Annotated in this window: 16 protein-coding genes; 12 read left to right on the top strand and 4 right to left on the bottom strand. The window is 46.2% G+C overall.

Features of this window, described 5'->3' with window-relative positions; translation table 11 throughout:
• Positions 1 to 33: 33 nt before the first annotated feature.
• The 5 genes from nirB (at position 34) to mobA (ending at position 7,480) form a co-directional block, all read left to right on the top strand.
• Complete coding sequence (gene nirB, locus DFP81_RS07050; RefSeq protein WP_115897072.1) at positions 34 to 2,592, top strand: nitrite reductase large subunit NirB; 2,559 nt, start codon at positions 34 to 36, stop codon at positions 2,590 to 2,592.
• A gap of 11 nt (positions 2,593 to 2,603) precedes the next feature.
• Positions 2,604 to 2,933 (top strand): nitrite reductase small subunit NirD, encoded by a 330-nt coding sequence (gene nirD, locus DFP81_RS07045; RefSeq protein ID WP_115897071.1) that lies wholly within the window; start codon positions 2,604 to 2,606, stop codon positions 2,931 to 2,933.
• Between the two features lie 295 nt (positions 2,934 to 3,228).
• The gene (locus tag DFP81_RS07040) at positions 3,229 to 5,901 is read left to right on the top strand and encodes a nitrate reductase (RefSeq protein WP_115897070.1); all 2,673 of its coding nucleotides are present in this window, start codon (positions 3,229 to 3,231) and stop codon (positions 5,899 to 5,901) included.
• Positions 5,898 to 6,902 (top strand): glycosyl transferase family protein, encoded by a 1,005-nt coding sequence (locus DFP81_RS07035; protein WP_115897069.1) that lies wholly within the window; start codon positions 5,898 to 5,900, stop codon positions 6,900 to 6,902. Before DFP81_RS07040 ends, DFP81_RS07035 begins: the two co-directional genes overlap by 4 nt.
• Positions 6,902 to 7,480: a molybdenum cofactor guanylyltransferase gene (gene mobA, locus DFP81_RS07030; protein ID WP_115897068.1), complete on the top strand. Its 579-nt coding sequence runs from the start codon at positions 6,902 to 6,904 to the stop codon at positions 7,478 to 7,480. The genes DFP81_RS07035 and mobA overlap by 1 nt, the downstream gene beginning before the upstream one ends.
• Here mobA and DFP81_RS07025 read toward each other — a convergent pair.
• The 3 genes from DFP81_RS07025 to purM are packed head-to-tail and all read right to left on the bottom strand — an operon-like array spanning position 7,470 to position 9,929.
• Positions 7,470 to 8,204, bottom strand: coding sequence for a DUF3108 domain-containing protein (locus DFP81_RS07025; RefSeq protein WP_115897067.1), 735 nt, complete (start codon positions 8,202 to 8,204; stop codon positions 7,470 to 7,472). The two genes, mobA and DFP81_RS07025, sit on opposite strands and share 11 nt — an antisense overlap.
• 16 nt (positions 8,205 to 8,220) lie before the next feature.
• Positions 8,221 to 8,874 (bottom strand): phosphoribosylglycinamide formyltransferase, encoded by a 654-nt coding sequence (gene purN, locus DFP81_RS07020; RefSeq protein ID WP_115897066.1) that lies wholly within the window; start codon positions 8,872 to 8,874, stop codon positions 8,221 to 8,223.
• Complete coding sequence (gene purM / locus DFP81_RS07015; protein ID WP_115897065.1) at positions 8,871 to 9,929, bottom strand: phosphoribosylformylglycinamidine cyclo-ligase; 1,059 nt, start codon at positions 9,927 to 9,929, stop codon at positions 8,871 to 8,873. The genes purN and purM overlap by 4 nt, the downstream gene beginning before the upstream one ends.
• Positions 9,930 to 10,045: 116 nt before the next feature.
• Between purM and DFP81_RS07010 the strand changes: the two genes are divergently transcribed.
• A complete protein-coding gene (locus DFP81_RS07010; protein ID WP_115897064.1) occupies positions 10,046 to 11,281 on the top strand; it encodes a DUF2066 domain-containing protein in 1,236 nt (411 codons plus the stop codon).
• Positions 11,281 to 11,508 (top strand): hypothetical protein, encoded by a 228-nt coding sequence (locus tag DFP81_RS07005; RefSeq protein WP_342769963.1) that lies wholly within the window; start codon positions 11,281 to 11,283, stop codon positions 11,506 to 11,508. Before DFP81_RS07010 ends, DFP81_RS07005 begins: the two co-directional genes overlap by 1 nt.
• An 84-nt stretch (positions 11,509 to 11,592) precedes the next feature.
• Here the strand turns inward: DFP81_RS07005 and gltA are convergent, their stop codons facing one another.
• The gene (gene gltA / locus DFP81_RS07000) at positions 11,593 to 12,876 is read right to left on the bottom strand and encodes a citrate synthase (protein ID WP_115897062.1); all 1,284 of its coding nucleotides are present in this window, start codon (positions 12,874 to 12,876) and stop codon (positions 11,593 to 11,595) included.
• A 569-nt stretch (positions 12,877 to 13,445) separates the two neighbouring features.
• Here gltA and sdhC point away from each other — a divergent pair.
• The 5 genes from sdhC to DFP81_RS06975 all read left to right on the top strand — a co-directional run bounded on the left by sdhC (position 13,446) and on the right by DFP81_RS06975 (position 19,859).
• Positions 13,446 to 13,823 (top strand): succinate dehydrogenase, cytochrome b556 subunit, encoded by a 378-nt coding sequence (sdhC, locus tag DFP81_RS06995; RefSeq protein ID WP_115897061.1) that lies wholly within the window; start codon positions 13,446 to 13,448, stop codon positions 13,821 to 13,823.
• Complete coding sequence (gene sdhD / locus DFP81_RS06990; RefSeq protein WP_115897060.1) at positions 13,817 to 14,164, top strand: succinate dehydrogenase, hydrophobic membrane anchor protein; 348 nt, start codon at positions 13,817 to 13,819, stop codon at positions 14,162 to 14,164. The genes sdhC and sdhD overlap by 7 nt, the downstream gene beginning before the upstream one ends.
• 3 nt (positions 14,165 to 14,167) lie before the next feature.
• Positions 14,168 to 15,940 (top strand): succinate dehydrogenase flavoprotein subunit, encoded by a 1,773-nt coding sequence (gene sdhA, locus DFP81_RS06985; RefSeq protein ID WP_115897059.1) that lies wholly within the window; start codon positions 14,168 to 14,170, stop codon positions 15,938 to 15,940.
• Positions 15,941 to 15,952: 12 nt separating this feature from the next.
• Positions 15,953 to 16,657 (top strand): succinate dehydrogenase iron-sulfur subunit, encoded by a 705-nt coding sequence (locus tag DFP81_RS06980; protein WP_115897058.1) that lies wholly within the window; start codon positions 15,953 to 15,955, stop codon positions 16,655 to 16,657.
• Positions 16,658 to 17,021: 364 nt separating this feature from the next.
• The gene (locus DFP81_RS06975; RefSeq protein ID WP_115897057.1) at positions 17,022 to 19,859 is read left to right on the top strand and encodes a 2-oxoglutarate dehydrogenase E1 component; all 2,838 of its coding nucleotides are present in this window, start codon (positions 17,022 to 17,024) and stop codon (positions 19,857 to 19,859) included.
• Positions 19,860 to 19,879: the final 20 nt, after the last annotated feature.

The raw sequence follows: 19,879 nt of genomic DNA, 5'->3' as shown, positions 1-19,879 counted from the left end.
CGGGCGAACTGATACAGGTGAGAGGAAAAAAAGATGATTTTAACGGCATCAGAAAAAACAGCTAAATCCCATCTAGTGGTGGTTGGTAATGGCATGGTGGGTCACCATTTTGTCGAGCAATTGATCGCACAGAAGGGGCATGAAGCTTACCAAATTACCGTCTTTGGTGAAGAGCCTCACCTTGCCTATGATCGTGTCCATCTGAGTGAATATTTTACCGGCAAAGAGGCGGCGGATCTGGCGATGACAGATGGCACCTTGTACGACCAACATGGGGTGCGCTACTTTACCAACCAACAAGTCATAGAGATCAACCGAGAAGACAAAATTTTGCGCCTGAAAGGGGGGGAGAGTCTTTCATATGACAAGCTTGTATTAGCGACAGGATCCTACCCTTTTGTGCCTCCCATTCCGGGGCATCAACGTGACAATACCTTTGTTTATCGAACCCTTGAAGATTTGGATGCGATCCGTGATTGCGCTAAAAAAGTGACCCGAGGCACAGTGGTTGGGGGTGGGTTACTCGGCCTAGAAGCCGCAAACGCTCTAAAAAACTTAGGGCTTGAAACCAGCGTTGTTGAGTTTGCACCGCGACTAATGCCAGTCCAACTGGATGAGAAAGGCGGTGATGTTCTTAAAGGGATGATTGAAGGGCTCGATGTTAAGGTCTACACCAATACCGCCACTCAAGATATTGTCGATGGTGATGATGCCTTCCATCGTATGAATTTTGCCGATGGTACCCATCTAGAAACGGATTTAATCTTATTTTCAGCGGGCATTCGTCCGCAAGATGCCTTGGCAACTCAGTCTGGATTAACCGTGGGAGAACGCGGTGGTATAGCAATTAATAACTTTTGCCAGACCAGTGACGAGAATATTTACGCAATCGGCGAATGCGCACTATGGAATAATCGTATTTTTGGCTTAGTCGCGCCGGGTTACACCATGGCGAAAACTGCGGTTGGACATTTATTAGGAAGCTCCGATTTCACCTTTACCGGTGCCGACATGAGCACAAAATTAAAGTTGTTGGGCTGTGATGTGGGCTCTGTGGGTGATGCCCATGGACAATCTCAAGGCTGTAAGGTCTTTGTCTATCAAGATGAAATCAGTCAAAGCTACCGTAAAATGGTGGTGTCAGAAGATGGTAAGAAGCTGCTTGGTGCGGTCTTGGTGGGCGATAACAGTTACTACGATACGCTATTGCAGTATTTCTTGAATGCCATTGATTTGCCAGAGCAGCCTCAATCATTGATTCTGCCGGCGATGGGTGACGCACCGGTGGGACTTGGTGTAGACGCATTGCCAGCAAGTGCGTCGATTTGTAGTTGTCACAATGTTTCTAAGCAAGATATCAACCAAGCGGTATCTAATGGCGCGGTTTCGGTCGCAGAGGTAAAAGGATTAACCAAAGCCGGTACTGGTTGTGGTGGTTGTGCGGCACTGCTTAAAAAGGTAGTGGACAACGAATTGTTGTCATTAGGCGTTGAGGTCAGTACCGATATCTGTGAACACTTTGCGTATACTCGCCAAGATTTATTTAACCTAGTTAAGGTTGAAAACATCAAGAGTTTCAAGGCGTTGCTTGCCAAACATGGTAAGGGGCATGGTTGCGAAATTTGTAAGCCTGCCGTGGGTTCTATCTTAGCCAGTGTGTGGAATGAATATGTACTGAAAAAAGAGCATATTTCGTTGCAAGATACCAATGATCGCTTTTTGGCTAACATGCAAAAAGACGGCACTTACTCCATTGTGCCGCGTATTCCAGGCGGTGAAATTACCCCAGATAAACTCATTGTGTTAGGTGAAGTGGCCAAGCAGTATGAGCTTTATACCAAGGTAACAGGCGGCCAGCGAATTGATTTATTTGGTGCTACCTTGTCTCAGCTTCCAGCCATTTGGAAACAGCTTATTGAAGCTGGATTTGAAACTGGCCAAGCCTATGGGAAATCCTTGCGAACGGTTAAGTCGTGTGTGGGAAGTACTTGGTGCCGTTATGGTGTAAATGACAGTATGACCATGGCGATTGACTTAGAAAATCGTTACAAGGGGCTAAGATCGCCCCATAAAATTAAATTTGCCGTGTCAGGTTGTACTCGAGAGTGTGCCGAAGCGCAAAGCAAAGACATCGGTGTGATTGCCACAGAAGGGGGATGGAACTTATACGTTTGTGGTAACGGTGGTATGAAGCCTCGCCATGGTGATTTATTTGCGACGGATTTAGATGATGCGACCTTGGTGAAGTACATCGACCGGGTGTTGATGTTTTACACCAAAACTGCCGATCGCTTACAGCGCACGTCTGTTTGGATGGACGGACTAGAAGGTGGGTTAGATTACCTAAAAGCAGTGGTGATTGAAGATAAATTGGGGCTTTGTGATGAGCTAGAAGCGCAGATGCAGCGGGTTGTTGATACCTTCCAATGTGAGTGGAAAACGACTCTAGAAGATGAAGAGGCGTTAAAAACTTTCCGTCAGTTTGTGAATTATGAAGGTGAAGACAGCAATGTGGTGTTTGTTCAAGAGCGAGATCAAGTGCGCCCTGCAACAGACGCAGAAAAACAACAACTTATCGCGAAAGTCGGCTAAGGAGAAGAGCAATGCAGTGGCATTTAATTTGTAAGCAAAGTGATCTCGTTATTGATGCCGGCGTGGCGGCGATGGTGAATGGCCAACAAGTTGCGCTATTTTATGTGCCAGAAGCATCAGAACAAGTGTTTGCAATTGGCAATTGGGACCCTATTGGCAAAGCGAATGTATTATCGCGCGGTTTGGTCACCCATTTAAATGGTCAATGGTCGGTAGCGAGTCCTTTATATAAGCAACACTATGACTTAGCGAATGGGTGCTGTGTGGAGCAGGAGGCAAAAGTGCCAGTGTGGCCAACTAAGTTGGTCGATGGCAAGGTGTATATTCGACAGTCTAACTAATCAGGTGCACGTTGGCTCCTTTATGGTGCGCGAGAGAGAGGTGGTTGCTGAGCGCTCCTTTGCTTTTTTCTCTTGTAACATCTTGAGTTCACATAACTCATTGAATTTTAAGGTTAAAATTTTTTTTGCTTGAGTGGTTTTTAATGTTGGCCTGGTATTTGCTTTTAGTTAGGCATACTGCACCGAGGGCCGATGAAGGCTGTCACATAAAGCAGACGAATATCATAAAAAGGCAACGAAGCCCAATCGCATTGTAACAGATGCGGTTGGGCTTTTTTTCGTTTAGGAGCACGCCATGACAACAACCGTTAGTACAACCTGTCCTTATTGTGGCGTAGGGTGCGGCGTAAATGTAACGCTTCCTGCGCAACCCAATGGGGTTGTCCCTCCGGTGTCTGGGGACTCAGCTCACCCGGCTAATTTCGGGCGTTTGTGTGTAAAAGGAAGCAGTTTAGCGCAGACCCTGAACTCCGATGACCGTTTACTGGTGCCGCATGTGGCAGGGCACGCAACGACATGGGATAACGCCATCGACACCGTTGCGAATAAAATCTCACAAGTGGTCAAAGAGCATGGTGCAGATGCGTTTGCGTTTTATTTGTCGGGACAGATTCTGACGGAAGACTATTATGTTGCCAACAAATTGGCCAAGGGCTTTATTGGTACCGCCAATGTCGATACTAACTCCAGGCTATGTATGGCATCTGCGGTGGTGGGCTACAAAAGGGCATTTGGTTCCGACACTGTACCTTGTAACTACAATGATTTAGAACAATGTGACCTGCTTATTATGGTGGGGTCTAACGCGGCGTGGACGCACCCAATCCTGTTTCAACGCATTGTCGCCGCAAAAAAACAGCGACCTGAAATGAAAGTGGTGGTGATTGATCCACGTGCGACAGCAACCTGTGATATTGCCGATTTGCATCTGGCGATTCGTCCAGGTTCCGATGCCGCGATCTTTAGCTTTTTACTTCAGGAGTCTGCGCGTCTTGGTTTAGTGGACAGGGATTTTATCGCTCAACATACCAGCCATTTTCAAGCAACGTTACAACAAGCGATTGAATCCACCCCAGATTTATCTACCACGGCTGAATTTTGTGGCCTAGAGGAAGCGCAATTGGCCACTCTTTGTGAGTGGTGGGCGAGCCAGGATAAAACCGTGACTTTCTACTCCCAAGGGGTCAACCAGTCGTCATCAGGGGTAGATAAATGCAATGCGATTATTAATTGTCATTTGGCAACCGCTCGCTTAGGAAAAGAAGGTGCAGGGCCTTTTTCCATTACCGGGCAACCAAATGCCATGGGTGGCAGAGAAGTAGGTGGATTAGCCAATCAGCTGGCTGCGCATATGGATTTTGCTACGCCTGGTGCGCTGGATTTGGTGCAGCGGTTTTGGCAGGCGCCAAATATGGCCACGCAAAACGGGCTAAAAGCTGTCGATTTATTTCAGGCGGTGGAAGAAGGTAAAGTAAAAGTGTTGTGGATTATGTCCACCAACCCTATGGTGAGTTTGCCGGATACCGCGCAAGTTAAAAGAGCATTAGAAAAGTGCGAATTGGTGATCGTCAGCGATTGCAAGGCGCACACAGACACCACCGTCATGGCGGATGTTTTGTTGCCTGCCACCGGTTGGAGCGAAAAAAATGGCACGGTGACCAACTCTGAACGAAGAATATCTCGCCAGCGAGGGCTACTGCCACCACCTGGAGAAGCAAAGCATGATTGGTGGGCGATATGTGAGGTTGCCAAAGCGCTCGGTTTTGAGGCGGCGTTTGATTATCAAGGCGTACATGAGATTTTTGCCGAGCATGCCGCCTTATCTGCGTTTGAAAATGAGGGTAAGCGTGATTTTGATATTGGTCATTATCGTCATATTAGCCAGCGCGAATACGATGCGTTTACGCCGACTCAATGGCCTGTTCCTGAGGGGAGGCCTGAGGGAACTGAGCGCATGTTTAGTGATGGTCATTTTTTCACGGGGGATGGACGAGCGCAGTTCATTCCGATAAAACCCAGCTTACCAGTGCAGCAAACCACTGAAAAATGGCCTTTTGTCTTGAATACTGGTCGTGTGCGAGATCAGTGGCACACCATGACCCGAACGGGGGATGCCGCTTCTTTAGCAAAGCACACGGGTCAGCCCTATGTGGCACTGCATCCAACGGATGCCCAGCGCTTAGGGATTAACGAAGGGACACTGACACGGATCAGCTCGGCCTATGGTGAAGTGAGAGTAAAGGCAACCTTAAGCAATGCGTCTCCTCCAGGACAAGTCTTTGTGCCCATTCATTGGACCCAACAATTTGCCAATGCGGCCGTAGTATCCAATTTGATTCCGCAAACGGTTGATCACCTATCCGGTCAGCCTGAATCTAAGCATGCGGTTGTCCAGTTAGAGGCGATACAAGACCTGCGCTATGGGTTGGTGGTGTCAAGGCGCCCTCAATGTTTTCCTGAGGCGCTTTATTGGTGCGCTATTCCCTCTGATAATGGCTTCCGCTATGAGGTTATCTGGCCTAAAGGGGTCGCTATTGAAAGCTTAAAAGCAACATTTACCCTCTTAGAAACAGGGCAAATACAGTGGCTGGAATATAACAATGAGGCGACAGGTCAGCGTCGCTTGGCGTGTGTGTGTGATGAAAAGTTGGACACAGTCATGTATTTTAGCAATCGGCCTGAAGCTGTGTCAGCAGACTGGTTATTGTCTAACTTGGTTGCAAGTGAGCCGTTATCTGAGCCTGATCGAGTCGCGTTATTGGTAGGTTCGCCGGCCAATGTTGAAGATAAAGGGAATATTGTCTGTTCTTGTTATCAAATTGGTAGTAAACAAATCGAGAAAGCCATAGCATCTGGCGCTGAATCAGTTGAAGCGCTAGGCGCTAGACTAAAATGCGGTACCAATTGCGGTTCCTGCATTCCCGAATTGAAACACTTTATACCAAAAGAAATGGAGTTATCTGCATGAGTCAGGCGTTTACGCAATTTGTTAAAATACTAGGTCGTGGCAGAAAAGGGGCTCGTAGTTTAACGGTGCAAGAAGCGGAACAAGCGATGTGGTTGATCCTCACCACCTCAGTGGCGCCTGAGCAGATGGGGGCGTTTTGGATGCTAATTCGGATCCGCGAAGAAACCGTAGAGGAAACCGTTGGCTTCACCCGTGCGACACGTCGATTCTTGGCACAACAAAGCGCGCCTCAACAAGCGGTACAATTAGACTGGCCTAGTTATGCTGGTAAGCGTAATGAGCTACCTTGGTTTTTATTATCCGCCTTGGCGTTGGCAAATAGCGGTGTGAATACTGTGATGCATGGGCACTCGTTCCGCGGCGAAGAGCGTATTTATGTGGACCAGGTGTTAGAGGCATTTAACTGGCCTTTGTGTGAAACGGCAGAGGAGCTGGATCAACAATTAGCAGAGCGTCATTTCGCCTATATATCATTAGCCAATATTCACCCTAAACTCAGTGAAATGATGGATCTTAAATATATTTTAGGTTTGCGTTCACCGGTCAATACCGTGGTGCGTATGATGAACCCATTCTCTGCGACACACAGTGTTCATGGGGTCTTTCATAAAGGCTATGACAGCTTACATTTAGAAGCATCTGAGCAGTTAGAAGACCCGTCCGTGCTGATTTTTCGAGGCGGTAATGGCGAGGCGGAAGTTAACCCTGAGCGTGATGTAGTGTTGGGTAAGCGACAAAAAGGCGTTTCTTCTTGGACTGGCTGGCCAAAAGCCGAGCAAGAGCATAAGCGTCGTAAAGACAATTTAGATTTATCTCGGTTAGCCGAACATTGGCAAGGTAAGTGTATCGACCCCTTTGGTGAGCAAGCGGTTAGGCAGACCTTAGCCTCAGTGGCAGGTTTGGTGTTTGGTGTCGTATCCCATGACGCTTGTTTGAATTTGGCCGATGAAATCTGGTCGCAACGAGATAAATCTGCGCTATCACTTGGGGAGGCAGGCTAATGGCTTGCTCGTTTTCTGGTGTTGTGCTGGCTGGAGGGCGAGCGCAACGCATGGATGGTGTAGAAAAAGGACTTATGCTTTACCAAGGTAAGCCTATGATTGCGCGTGTAGCGCAGGCAATGGAAGGGCTAACAAAGAGTATCGTGTTAAACGTGAATCGTCAGTTCAGGGATTATCAGGAGCTGGGTTATCCGTTGCTGCATGATGCTGATGAGTACGCTGAGCGAGGGCCGCTTTCCGGGTTGTGGAGTGCTCTTAGCCAAGCCTCTTGCGGTCATCTTTTGGTGGCGCCGTGTGATACGCCTAATATTTCAAGCGCGGCGTTCGCGGCGCTGTTAGAGGCGAGTCAGAGTCGACCTGAACAAATACACTGTTTGGCGAGTGCCAGTGGTATCCATCCTCTGCATGCAATTATACCGGTGGAAAGTGCCTTGTTGTGTTTGACCAATAGGCTAGCCGAAAGCAGTCAAAACAGTGTGTTGGGGTTTTATCGCCAGCATGGTTTTGCAGAACTGTTGTGGCACCACGAAGACGAGTTATTAAATGTGAATTATCACGACCAGCTGACTAGGAGTTAGGGTCTGTTTTGAGTGACTCTATGTCCAAGGTGTAAGAGTCGCCGTCTTTTTCTTTATGGGTTAACTTAACCAATAAAAAGTCATGGCTAGGAGCAAACCAAAAAGAGGTTTGCTTGTTTGATTTAGCATCGTTTATACGGGTAACCTTGATCGCTTCAAGACGTCCTAGAGTGGTGTCGATGGTTTCTGTTTGTAAGCGCTTAAAGCGCCAATTCTTCGTGTAACCACCATCTGCAATAAGATAGTTCAAGGTGGTTTTACCCTGTTTTAAATCTTCTCTTATTTGCAATTGAACACTCAGCTTGTCAACGGTTTTGGGTTTGATTGACATGCTCCAAGGCTTGTTTTTTACGTCATTTCTCACGCTCATTTTTGACCAGTCAAAACGCAGTTCTGCTTTGCGCTTTTTACCAAAGGCACTGCTTTCATAACGGTAATGAGATGGGACAATTTGGTATTGATCGACGGCAAAGGTGCTTTGCTCGTTCAGGGAGGCAAAAAGATTGTCGGCAGTAAAAGAAAAATGCCAGTTACCATCGGCTTGTCGGGTGAGGGTTTGTGTGCCTTTTACTTTTACTGTAATGCCTTTTTTCCAAACCGTGCTGTAGACCGCGCTATAGGGTACTAAAAAGCTGTCTTTGGCAGAGCTGGCGCCGTAAGCAGGAAGTATGGGCAAGGCGAGTAAGCTAATAATAGAAGTGATTAGAATCTTATCAATGCCCATACGTTTGGTTCCTACATTATGCTGGCACTTCTTTATAATCTGCGCCACTTTCGGGGAGTGGCTGACCATCAAGAAACGCTTTTCCGTGATTAACTGTGAGTCGGCCTTCGCTAAACCATTTTACCGCCAGTGGATAAATCACATGTTCCAGCTGGTGCACCTTAGTGGCTAATGATTCAGCGGTTTCTTGCGCCTCGATTTGGGTTCTAGCTTGCACGATAACCGCCCCAGCATCAAGCTCAGCACTAACAAAGTGCACAGAGACTCCATGTTCTTTATCACTTGCATCGATTGCACGCTGGTGGGTGTTTAAACCTTTATACTTTGGCAACAGTGAAGGGTGAATATTAAGCATTCTTCCCTCATAGTGACGAGTAAATGAATCGGTTAAGATTCTCATGAAGCCAGCCAGCACAACCAGTTTAGGTTGGTATTGGTCAATCACTTCTTGCAGTGACTGGTCAAATTCCTCTCGACTAGCAAAGCTTTTATGATCTAAAACATGCGTCGGTATGCCTGCTTTACGGGCTCTTTCTAAGCCAAAAGCGTCGGCTTTGTTGCTCACTACGGCGCTGATCGTAATGTCGAGCTTGCCTTGCAAGCTTTGATCAATCAAAGCTTGCAAGTTGCTACCGCTGCCAGATATTAAGACAACGATGGGGAAGCTCATGCATTGGCCTCTAGATCAGAGATCAATACTTCTTTGCCGCCGTTACGTTCGCAAATGTCACCGATGATCCAAGCGTTTTCGCCTTCTGCTTTTAGGATCGCAAGCGCTTGTTCGGCTTTGTCTGCGTCGATCGCAAGTACCATGCCCACGCCACAGTTTAGTACGCGGTACATTTCTTCTTGCTCAACATTGCCTTGTTCTTGTAGCCAATCGAACACAGCAGGGCGTGTCCAGCTAGTCGCGTCGATGCGCGCTGCTGCATTGTCTGGCAATACGCGAGGAATGTTTTCCAGCAAGCCGCCACCGGTAATGTGAGACAAGGCATTTACGGAAACGGATTCCATTAGTTTAAGAATGGACTTCACGTAAATGCGTGTTGGCTCCATTAGAGCGTCTTTTAGGGCAACACCGTCGATCTCTTGCTCTAAGTCTGCTTCGCTTACTTCAAGAATCTTACGAATCAAAGAGTAACCGTTAGAGTGCGGGCCAGAAGAGCCTAGGGCAATCAGGGTATCGCCAGCTTTTACATTGCTGCCATCGATGATGCCGTCTTCTTCAACAACACCCACACAGAAGCCTGCAAGGTCGTAGTCGCCGTCATGGTACATGCCTGGCATTTCAGCGGTTTCGCCACCCACAAGGGAACAACCAGACTGAAGACAGCCTTCGCCAATGCCTGTTACTACGTTAGCAGCAACATCAATGTCTAATTTGCCAGTTGCGTAATAATCTAGGAAAAGAAGAGGTTCTGCTCCAGCGACGATAAGGTCGTTAACACACATAGCCACAAGGTCGATGCCGATCGTGTCATGCTTGTTAAGGTCCATAGCCAAACGCAGCTTGGTGCCTACACCATCTGTGCCGGAAACAAGAATAGGATTTTTGTATTTGGTTGGAAGGCGAGTCAATGCGCCAAATCCACCCAATCCACCCATTACTTCAGGGCGACGAGTTTTTTTGCTAACGCCTTTGATGCGTTCAACAAGTTGATTGCCTGCGTTGATATCAACGCCCGCGTCTTTATAACTAATCGATGTTTTATCCGACTTGGTCATTGCCTATGCCTTATCATGGTACGAGGAAAAAAATGCATTTTAGCATAGTGACGCATTAGGGCTATGGTTCTTTGGTATTAAGACAGTAGAATAAGCAAATAAACGAAGGAAGGGTTATGAATTTTCGTATATTAGTGGTTTTATTCAGTGTTTTGTTTGTGTCGTACGCCAATGCGGTGCCCGTTAAGCAGCTTTATCGGGCAGAAATTAAACTGCCGGTAGAAGAATCTGAAGCAAAAATGCTGAACCAAGCGTTTTCGCAAGCGGTTGAACAGGTGTTGGTGCGCGTATCTGGTGATAAGGCAGCAATTAGTGGTAGCTTATTACAAGAAGCGCGATCCAGAGCGTCTACTTGGGTTGCTCAACATTCGGTGGTTTCATTAAATCAGCTGCTTCCGGTCGATGGTCAGCTGGTGGCGGGCAATCAAGTCAATGTGGTGTTTTATTCTGAGTCGATTGATCAGTTTTTGTCGCAGCATAATTTACCCGTATGGGGGCGTGATCGTCCTTCGGTGTTGATTTGGGCAGCCAGTGAAGAAAATGGTGTGCGTCGTTTGTCAGGGGGAAGTGCGCCTTCTCAGTTGTTGAATGATCTGGCTTCATCTGCTGCCATGTTAGGAGTGCCAATTTATGCCCCTTTGATTGACACAGTTGATAAAAAAGCCATTTCAGCGGCGGACGTATGGGGCTTCTTTGAAGGCAATATTCGTCAAGCGAGCCGACGTTATCAAACCGATGCGATTGCGGCCATGAGAGTGACGAATTACTCAGGTAATGTGACTGGCAGCTTGTTGGTCTTATTAAGTGATGGCAGTTCACAACGCTTTACCCTTTCGGGTGAAAATGTGTCTGCTCTTGCCGATCAAGCCAGTGCTGACATGGCAAAAGTCTTCTCGACGCGCTATGCCGCGGTGAGAAACAATCAAGCAGAGAGTCGTTTTTTAATTCAAGTGTCAGGCATCAGCAGTTATGCAGCGTTAAATAGAGTGCAAACTTACCTAGAGCGAGTTGGTGTGGTGAGAGACGCAGCCATTGCCAGTGCCAAAGGAGATACGGTGACTTTTTCGATTGCTATTAATGGTAGTAAACAGAAATTGATCAACAGCATTTCATTAAACAGTGTTTTGCAGCAAGTAGCGCCGCCTAAACCGGCGCTTGTGGTGACCAATACCGAGGCCACGGATTCGACTGAGGTACCGGTAGGTGAGGCCAGCGCACCAGCGGTTGCAGTAGTGTCTGACGATAATGGCGACGACACTCGTTCGCCAGAGGTTGCAGTAGTGCCTAACGATAGTGGCGACGATAGCCGTCCGCTAGTGGTTGAATATTTTAAATACAATGGAGTTCAATAGTGACAGAGTTAAATGAAGGGACAGTGCAAAAATTGGATTTTTTTGCGCGTCCTGCTGATGAGCAACAAGATTTCCTGCAGCAAACTTGGTGCAACACTTGTATGGAAATGGATTTAGGGATGAAAAACCCAGTCGAATACAGAGATAAAGATAAACTTTGGATTGAAGGTGAGTGCGTAAAGTGCTCTACCAAAGTTGTGACAGAGATTGTTGAAGAAGACGAATAGCTTTATTCGCTCTTGAGCAAACGGATCTGATCATAAAAAAAACCGCGCCATGGCGCGGTTTTTTTTGTCCTGGTAGCGACCAAACTAGCTGTTAGTTGGGTAGTCGCGCTCAGTTTCACCAACGTAAAGCTGGCGAGGACGGCCAATTTTGTATGGCCCTGAGATCATTTCGTTCCAGTGAGAGATCCAGCCGATAGTACGGGACATGGCGAAGATCACAGTAAACATACTGGTTGGAATACCAATGGCTTTCATGATGATGCCTGAGTAGAAGTCTACGTTCGGGTAAAGCTTACGCTCAACGAAATAAGGGTCTTCTAGGGCAATTTGTTCAAGACGCTTAGCAATTTTCAGTAGTGGGTCATTAGACATGCCCAACTCGGCTAATACTTGATCGCAGGTTTCACGCATCACTTTCGCGCGTGGATCGAAGTTTTTGTAAACTCGATGACCAAAACCCATCAGGCGGAATGGGTCGTTTTTATCTTTCGCTTTGTTGATGAATTCATCGATGTTCTCAACATCGCCGATTTCTTCTAGCATAGATAAAACGGCTTCATTTGCACCACCGTGAGCAGGGCCCCAAAGTGTCGCAATGCCGGCTGCAATACAAGCAAATGGGTTAGCGCCTGAAGAGCCTGCTAAGCGTACTGTAGAGGTCGAAGCGTTTTGTTCATGATCCGCATGAAGGATGAAGATTCGGTCCATCGCTTTCGCAAAGACAGGGTTAACCACATACTCTTCACAAGGTGTTGCAAACATCATGTACAAGAAATTTTCGGCGTAAGATAAGTCGTTACGTGGGTACATAACTGGCTGATCTTTAGAGTATTTGTAACAAATCGCCGCCAAGGTAGGCATCTTAGAAATCAAACGGAAAGCCGCAATTTCACGGTGTTTCGGGTTGTTGATGTCCATGTGGTCTTGGTAGAAAGCAGACAAGGCGCCGACTAGGCCACACATGATAGCCATCGGGTGAGCATCGTTACGGAAGCCTTCGATAAATTTGTGCATAGATTGGTTCACCATAGTGTGGTTACCAACCGTTTTTTCGAATTCTTCTTTTTGCGCTTTGTTAGGTAGCTCTCCGTATAAAAGAAGGTAGCAGGTTTCTAAATAATCAGAATGTTCTGCAAGCTGAGCAATAGGGTAGCCGCGATGAAGCAAGATGCCGGCTTCGCCATCGATGTAAGTAATCGCAGATTCACATGAACCAGTAGACATAAAGCCAGGGTCATAAGTAAAAATGCCATTAGAACCTAGCGAACGTACGTCGATAACGTCTGTGCCTAGTGTACCGGAAAGAACGGGTAACTCGATGGTCTTATCGATCCCATCTACTGTAAGTTGAGCTTTTTTATCGGCCATTGTATGGTCTCCTTCATATTCTGATCCGAGGCTAAGAAGTGACGGATTGGTGCGCTTAGCCCAGAAGGTGGGCAAAAAGTACTGTCTACGCACTATAAAAGTCAATCTTATGCATTTGCAAATTACTTGCATAATTGGTCTTTTGCTTGTAATTATCTGACAAAAAAGCGTTGTCCGGCTTGTTTGAAAAACACTCTATTTCGTTCTAACCAATTGATAACAAACAAAAAATTATTATATTTTTTTCGTATTTTTTCTGTAATTTAATACCATTATTGTTTTAGCTTATGGTTACATTCAGCTTGTGAATGATGATCATTGAAAACCCTTACTCTTGTCTATTTGTCTTAGTAAAATTTGCTGGTCTATAATTGCGGCTCCGATGATTTCATTGATTTGCCGACGTATTGCGATAAAGAGTAGTTGCTTTACCAAAACTCGTTTGCAAATCGATGGGATTTTCAAAGCAGGCCTATGATGCAGTAGCACTTTATAACAATGAGTGTGTACCTGCATATAGATATTGGGTCGTGATTGACCATTCAATCGATAAAATGGTGTAAAGAGTCGTGAGTAAAAAAAGACCAGTCAACCTTGATATTTCAACAATATCGCAGCCCGTAACAGCAATAGTATCCATCCTTCACCGTGTAACAGGAATCATTCTTTTTATTGGTTTGATCTTCTTGTTTTATGCTTTCGATGTCTCTTTAGAGTCTCAAGAAGGTTTTGATCACGTTGCTGATATGCTTCAAAACAATTTCTTAGCGAAATTCATTATTTGGGGTGTTGTATCCGCTTTGTTATACCACTTCGTAGCAGGTATCAAACACCTGTTTATGGATCTTGGTTATTTTGAAGAATTAGAAAGTGGGCGCCAAGCCGCTATCGCTAACCTAGTGATTGCCGCTGTCCTAATCGTTTTAGCAGGGGTGTGGATATGGTAACTCAAATCACTAGTTTCGGCCGTTCTGGTCTATATGATTGGATGATGCAGCGTATTTCTGCTGTCGTATTGTCCTTGTACACAGTTTTTATTATTGGCTACTTGTTGTTGCACCCTGATCTAACATTTGATCAGTGGAGCGCATTGTTCGAAACAACTTGGATGCGTATTTTCAGTCTGATGATGTTGCTGTCTATTGGCATGCACTCTTGGATTGGTTTGTGGTCAATTTCTACTGACTACATTAAACCAACCGGTATTCGTTTCTTTTTTCAAGCTCTATGCGGTCTACTGATGTTTGTTTACATCGTATGGGGTATTCAGGTTCTTTGGGGGCTATAAGTAATGGCAAATATTCGTACTATTTCTTTTGATGCCATTGTAATTGGTGGTGGCGGTGCTGGTATGCGCGCCGCATTACAATTGACTGAATCCGGTTTGAACACAGCGTGTGTAACGAAAGTGTTTCCTACACGTTCACACACAGTATCAGCACAAGGTGGTATTACCTGTGCGATCGCAAGTGAAGATCCAAATGATGATTGGCGCTGGCACATGTATGACACCGTAAAAGGGTCAGACTACATTGGTGACCAAGAAGCAATCGAGTACATGTGTTCTGTTGGTCCACAAGCGGTATTCGAGCTTGAGCACATGGGTCTACCTTTCTCTCGTAAAGAGAATGGTCGTATTTACCAACGTCCTTTCGGTGGTCAATCAAAAGACTTTGGTAAAGGCGGACAAGCAGCACGAACTTGTGCCGCGGCTGACCGTACTGGTCACGCGCTATTGCACACGCTTTACCAAGCGAACTTGAAAGGCGGTACTACCTTCTTTAACGAGTGGTACGCGACTGACCTTGTTAAAAACAGCGACAACGCAGTGGTTGGTGTGATTGCGATCTGCATCGAAACTGGCGAAACCGTTTATCTGAAAGCGAAGGCGACAGTACTGGCTACTGGTGGTGCAGGTCGTATTTTCCAATCTACTACTAATGCTCACATTAACACTGGTGATGGTGTTGGTATGGTATTGCGTGCTGGTTTCCCTGTACAAGACATGGAAATGTGGCAGTTCCACCCAACGGGTATCTATGGTGCCGGTACACTAGTGACAGAAGGTTGTCGTGGTGAAGGTGGTTACCTGATCAACAAAGACGGCGAGCGTTTCATGGAACGTTATGCGCCAAACGCGAAAGACCTTGCAGGTCGTGATGTGGTAGCGCGCTCTATGATTCTTGAGATCCTAGAAGGTCGTGGTTGTGGTCCAGAAGGCGATCATGTATTGCTTAAGCTTGACCATCTAGGTGAGGAAACCTTGAACAAACGTCTTCCTGGTATCCTAGAGTTGTCTCGTACTTTTGCTCACGTGGATCCAGTTAAAGAGCCAATCCCAGTTATTCCTACTTGTCACTACATGATGGGTGGTGTGCCGACTAATATTAGTGGTCAAGCGCTACAGCAAAACGAAAATGGCGACGATGTCGTGATTGAAGGTTTGTACGCTTGTGGTGAAATTGCTTGTGTATCTGTACACGGTGCAAACCGCCTAGGTGGTAACTCACTGCTTGATTTGGTTGTCTTTGGTCGTGCGGTTGGTTTGCATGTTAAGAAAGTGTTGGACGCAGGTTTCGATACACTTGATGCAAACGACACAGATATTGCAAAAGCCATGGCTCGTTTGGAGCGTCTGAACAACACCACAGGTGGTGAAGATGTTGCCACCGTTCGTGCAGAGCTGCAAAAAGTGATGCAGTTGTACTTCGGTGTATTCCGCGAAGGTGCCATGATGCAAAAAGGCTTGAAAGCACTGGAAGAAATTCGTACTCGTGTTGAGAATCTTAACCTTAGCGATAAGAGTCAGGCATTTAACACGGCTCGTGTTGAGGCGCTTGAACTTGAGAACTTGTTAGAAGTGGCAGAGGCAACCGCTATTCCAGCTGAGTTCCGTAAAGAAAGTCGTGGTGCACATGCCCGTAATGACTTTACTGAGCGTGATGATGAGAATTGGTTGAAACACTCATTGTTCCATCCAGCGAGCAAAGCCGTTACCAAGCGTGACGTAAACTTTGGACCGAAAACGATGGAAGCTTTTCCACCTACAGTTCGTTCATACTAAGGAGTAATTGGAATGTTAGTTAGTATTTATCGTTACAATCCTGAGGTGGACGATGCGCCATACATGAAGGATTACCAGATTGATCTGCCTGAAGGCAAAGATCTTATGGTTCTGGATGTGTTGAACTTGTTGAAAGCGCAAGATCCTACTATTTCTTACCGTCGTTCATGCCGTGAAGGTGTATGTGGTTCCGATGGTATGAATATGTCAGGTAAAAATGGTCTGGCTTGTATTACGACCGTTTCTGAAGCAGCGAAGAATGGTAAGCTTGTCTTGCGTCCGCTGCCGGGCTTGCCAGTGATACGCGACCTAGTGGTTGATATGGGGCAATTCTACAAGCAGTACGAAAAAATTCGTCCTTTCCTTATCAACGATACGCCAGCGCCAGCCATTGAGCGTTTGCAAAGTCCTGAAGAGCGTGAAAAGCTTGATGGCCTTTACGAGTGTATCTTGTGTGCATGTTGTTCAACAGCTTGTCCGTCATTCTGGTGGAACCCTGATAAGTTTATTGGGCCATCTGGTTTGCTACAGGCTTACCGTTTCTTGGCAGACAGCCGTGATACGGCTACGCAAGAGCGTTTGGGTGATTTAGATGATCCATTTAGTGTATTCCGTTGCCACGGTATCATGAACTGTGTCAACGTATGCCCTAAAGGATTAAACCCGACTAAAGCAATCGGTAATATCCGCAGCATGCTTTTGCAACGTGCAACTTAAGTAATAAATGATTCACTTTGTTAAGATAGAGTGAATTGTGAACAGGCGGCTTGAATTTGCTTTTCAATGCCGCCGTTTTTGCATCTTTTGATGTAGAGAAGTAAGCAAAAAGAATTTAAAATTTGTCCTCTGCTTGCAGGGATGTACTAAGAGAAACCTTCACGGTTATTGCTTCGGCAAACAATGGCACAGAGGTGCATTGTCGAGAGGGTTTGGTATGAAATGCAATAGGACAAAATGTGGTGACAAATTGACAATAAATCGAGGCTTTAACAGCCTTACGGGCCTGATGAAGTGATCGATCGAATATGATGGATTCATACCGGGACCCCGGTAGCTGGCTCGAACATAAGGGTGATCGAGAATGCACGAAAGTTTAATGGAGTTGCTATGGGGCACCTCTCATTTTTCAGGTGGTAACTTGGAATACGTTGAGGGGTTGTTTGAAAGCTACCTAGTCGATCCGAACTCAGTATCGGAAGAATGGAGAAAATGTTTTGATCAGCTGCCTCGCGTTAGCGAAGCACAATCAACCGACCTTCCTCATTCAGTTATTCAAGAGCAGTTCTTGGAGCTTGGCAAAAACAAGTTTCGCTCAATGCCTGCTTCAGCAGGTACAGCAGCCGGTTCTGATCACGAACAAAAACAAATTAATGTACTTCAGCTAATTAATGCATACCGTGTACGCGGTCATCAGCATGCAACGCTTGATCCACTTGGATTGCAAAAGCGTGAAAAAGTTGCTGACTTGGACATTGGTTATCACCAGTTAACTGGTGCGGATTTTGATACACAGTTTAAAACAGGTTCTTTGTTCTTTAATAAAGAAACCATGAAACTTAGTGAAATCATTTCCGAATTAGAAAAAACCTACTGCGGCAGCGTAGGCTATGAATTTATGCACATTGTTGATACGCAAGAAAAAGCGTGGCTTCAGCAACGTGTTGAATCAGTAAGATCCCGCCCTGAATTTTCTCCTGAAACTCGTCGATCCCTTTTAGAGCGTCTAACCGCTGCAGAAGGTCTAGAAAAATATCTTGCGAGTCGTTACCCAGGCGCGAAACGTTTTGGCCTTGAAGGTGGCGAAAGCCTAATTCCTATGGTGAACGAACTAATCCAACGCTCTGGTGCTCTTGGCGCCAAAGAAGTTGTCATTGGTATGGCACACCGTGGTCGCCTAAACGTCTTGGTGAACACCCTAGGTAAAAATCCAAAAGATTTGTTTGATGAGTTTGAAGGTAAGAAACTGGTAAACACTTCTGGTGACGTAAAATACCACCAAGGTTTCTCTTCAAATGTGATGACAGCAGGTGGCGAAGTACATATCGCGCTTGCCTTTAACCCATCTCACTTGGAAATTGTATCGCCAGTGGTTGAAGGGTCTGTACGAGCTCGTCAAGATCGTCGTAAAGACACAACAGGTAAGACTGTCGTGCCTATTTCGATCCATGGTGATGCTGCTTTTGCAGGTCAGGGTGTGGTAATGGAGACATTCCAGATGTCTCAGACTCGTGCTTACCATACTGGTGGTACGGTTCATATCGTGATTAACAACCAGGTTGGTTTTACCACTAACCGTCAAGATGACTCTCGTTCTACTGAGTACGCAACGGATGTTGCGAAAATGATCCAAGCGCCAATCTTCCATGTGAATGGCGATGACCCAGAAGCGGTCTTGTTCATTACTCAGTTGGCACTGGATTACCGTTACGAGTTTGGTCGTGATGTAGTGATCGACATGGTTTGTTACCGTCGTCGCGGTCACAACGAAACCGATGAGCCATCAGGCACTCAGCCATTGATGTACAGCATCATTAGCAAGCTTAAAACGACTCGTACTTTGTACTCAGACCGTTTGATTACAGAAAAAGTAGTGACTGAAGCGGAATCTGCTGGCATGGTCAGCGAAAACCGTGAAGACCTAGATAACGGTCGTCATGTTGCTAAGAGCTTGGTATTAGAGCCGAAATCTGAGTTGTTTGTTAATTGGAAGCCCTACCTTGGTGTTGAATGGACGGATGCAGGGGATACCTCTTACCCGTTAGCTAAGCTTCAAGAAGTGGCGAAAAAATTAACTCATATCCCAGATGGGGTTGTGGTTCAGCGTCAAGTTCAGAAGATTTACCAAGATCGCGATAAAATGACCGCAGGGGCATTGCCGCTAAATTGGGGTTACGCTGAAACCTTGGCTTTTGCTACCTTGCTTGAGCAGGATTACCCAATCCGTATTACCGGTCAGGATTCTGGTCGTGGTACTTTCTCTCACCGTCATGCGGTTATTCACAGCCAAAAAGACGGCAGTACTTATGTTCCTTTGAAACATTTGTCTGATAATCAGCCAACTTTGGATCTGTACGATTCTTACTTGTCTGAAGAAGCGGTATTGGCATTCGAATACGGCTACTCAACGACTGCGCCAAAAGGCTTGGTTATTTGGGAAGCGCAATTTGGTGACTTCGCCAACGGTGCGCAAGTGGTTATTGACCAATTTATCACCAGTGGTGAGCACAAGTGGGGTCGTTTATGTGGCCTAACTATGCTGTTGCCACATGGTTACGAAGGTCAAGGTCCTGAGCACTCATCTGCACGTCTAGAACGTTTCTTACAGCTTTGTGCTGAATACAACATTCAAGTGTGTGTGCCGACGACTCCGTCGCAAATCTTCCATATCCTCCGCCGCCAAGCGATTCGTCCTATGCGTCGTCCGCTGGTTATTATGTCTCCTAAGAGTTTGCTTCGTCATAAGCAAGCGGTCTCAACGTTAGAAGACTTGGCTGAAGGTAGCTTCAAAACGGTATTGCCAGAAACATCTGACACCATTGCAGCAGACAAAGTAAAACGCATTGTTCTGTGTAGCGGTAAAGTTTACTACGACTTGATCAACCGTCGTACTGAACTGGAGAAAGACGATGTTGTTGTGATTCGCTTGGAGCAATTGTACCCGTTCCCATACGATGATTTAGAATCCGTATTAGAACAGTACAAAAATGTTGAGAGCCTAGTTTGGTGTCAAGAAGAGCCTAAGAACCAAGGTGCTTGGCATGCCAATCGTCACCGTATGAACCGAGTATTGGAAAAACTGTACCCAGAGCTGAAAATTCGTTTTGCAGGCCGTATTTCGTCTGCTGCGCCAGCCGCTGGTTATATGTCTATCCATGTTGAAGAACAAGAAGCGCTGGTTAACGACGCATTAGTTGGCTAGCACCATAGCCTGTCAGAGAG

Origin of the sequence: Marinomonas pollencensis, assembly GCF_003387375.1 — a bacterium.
GTDB lineage: Bacteria > Pseudomonadota > Gammaproteobacteria > Pseudomonadales > Marinomonadaceae > Marinomonas > Marinomonas pollencensis.
This window is presented reverse-complemented; position numbering and strand designations above follow the sequence as displayed.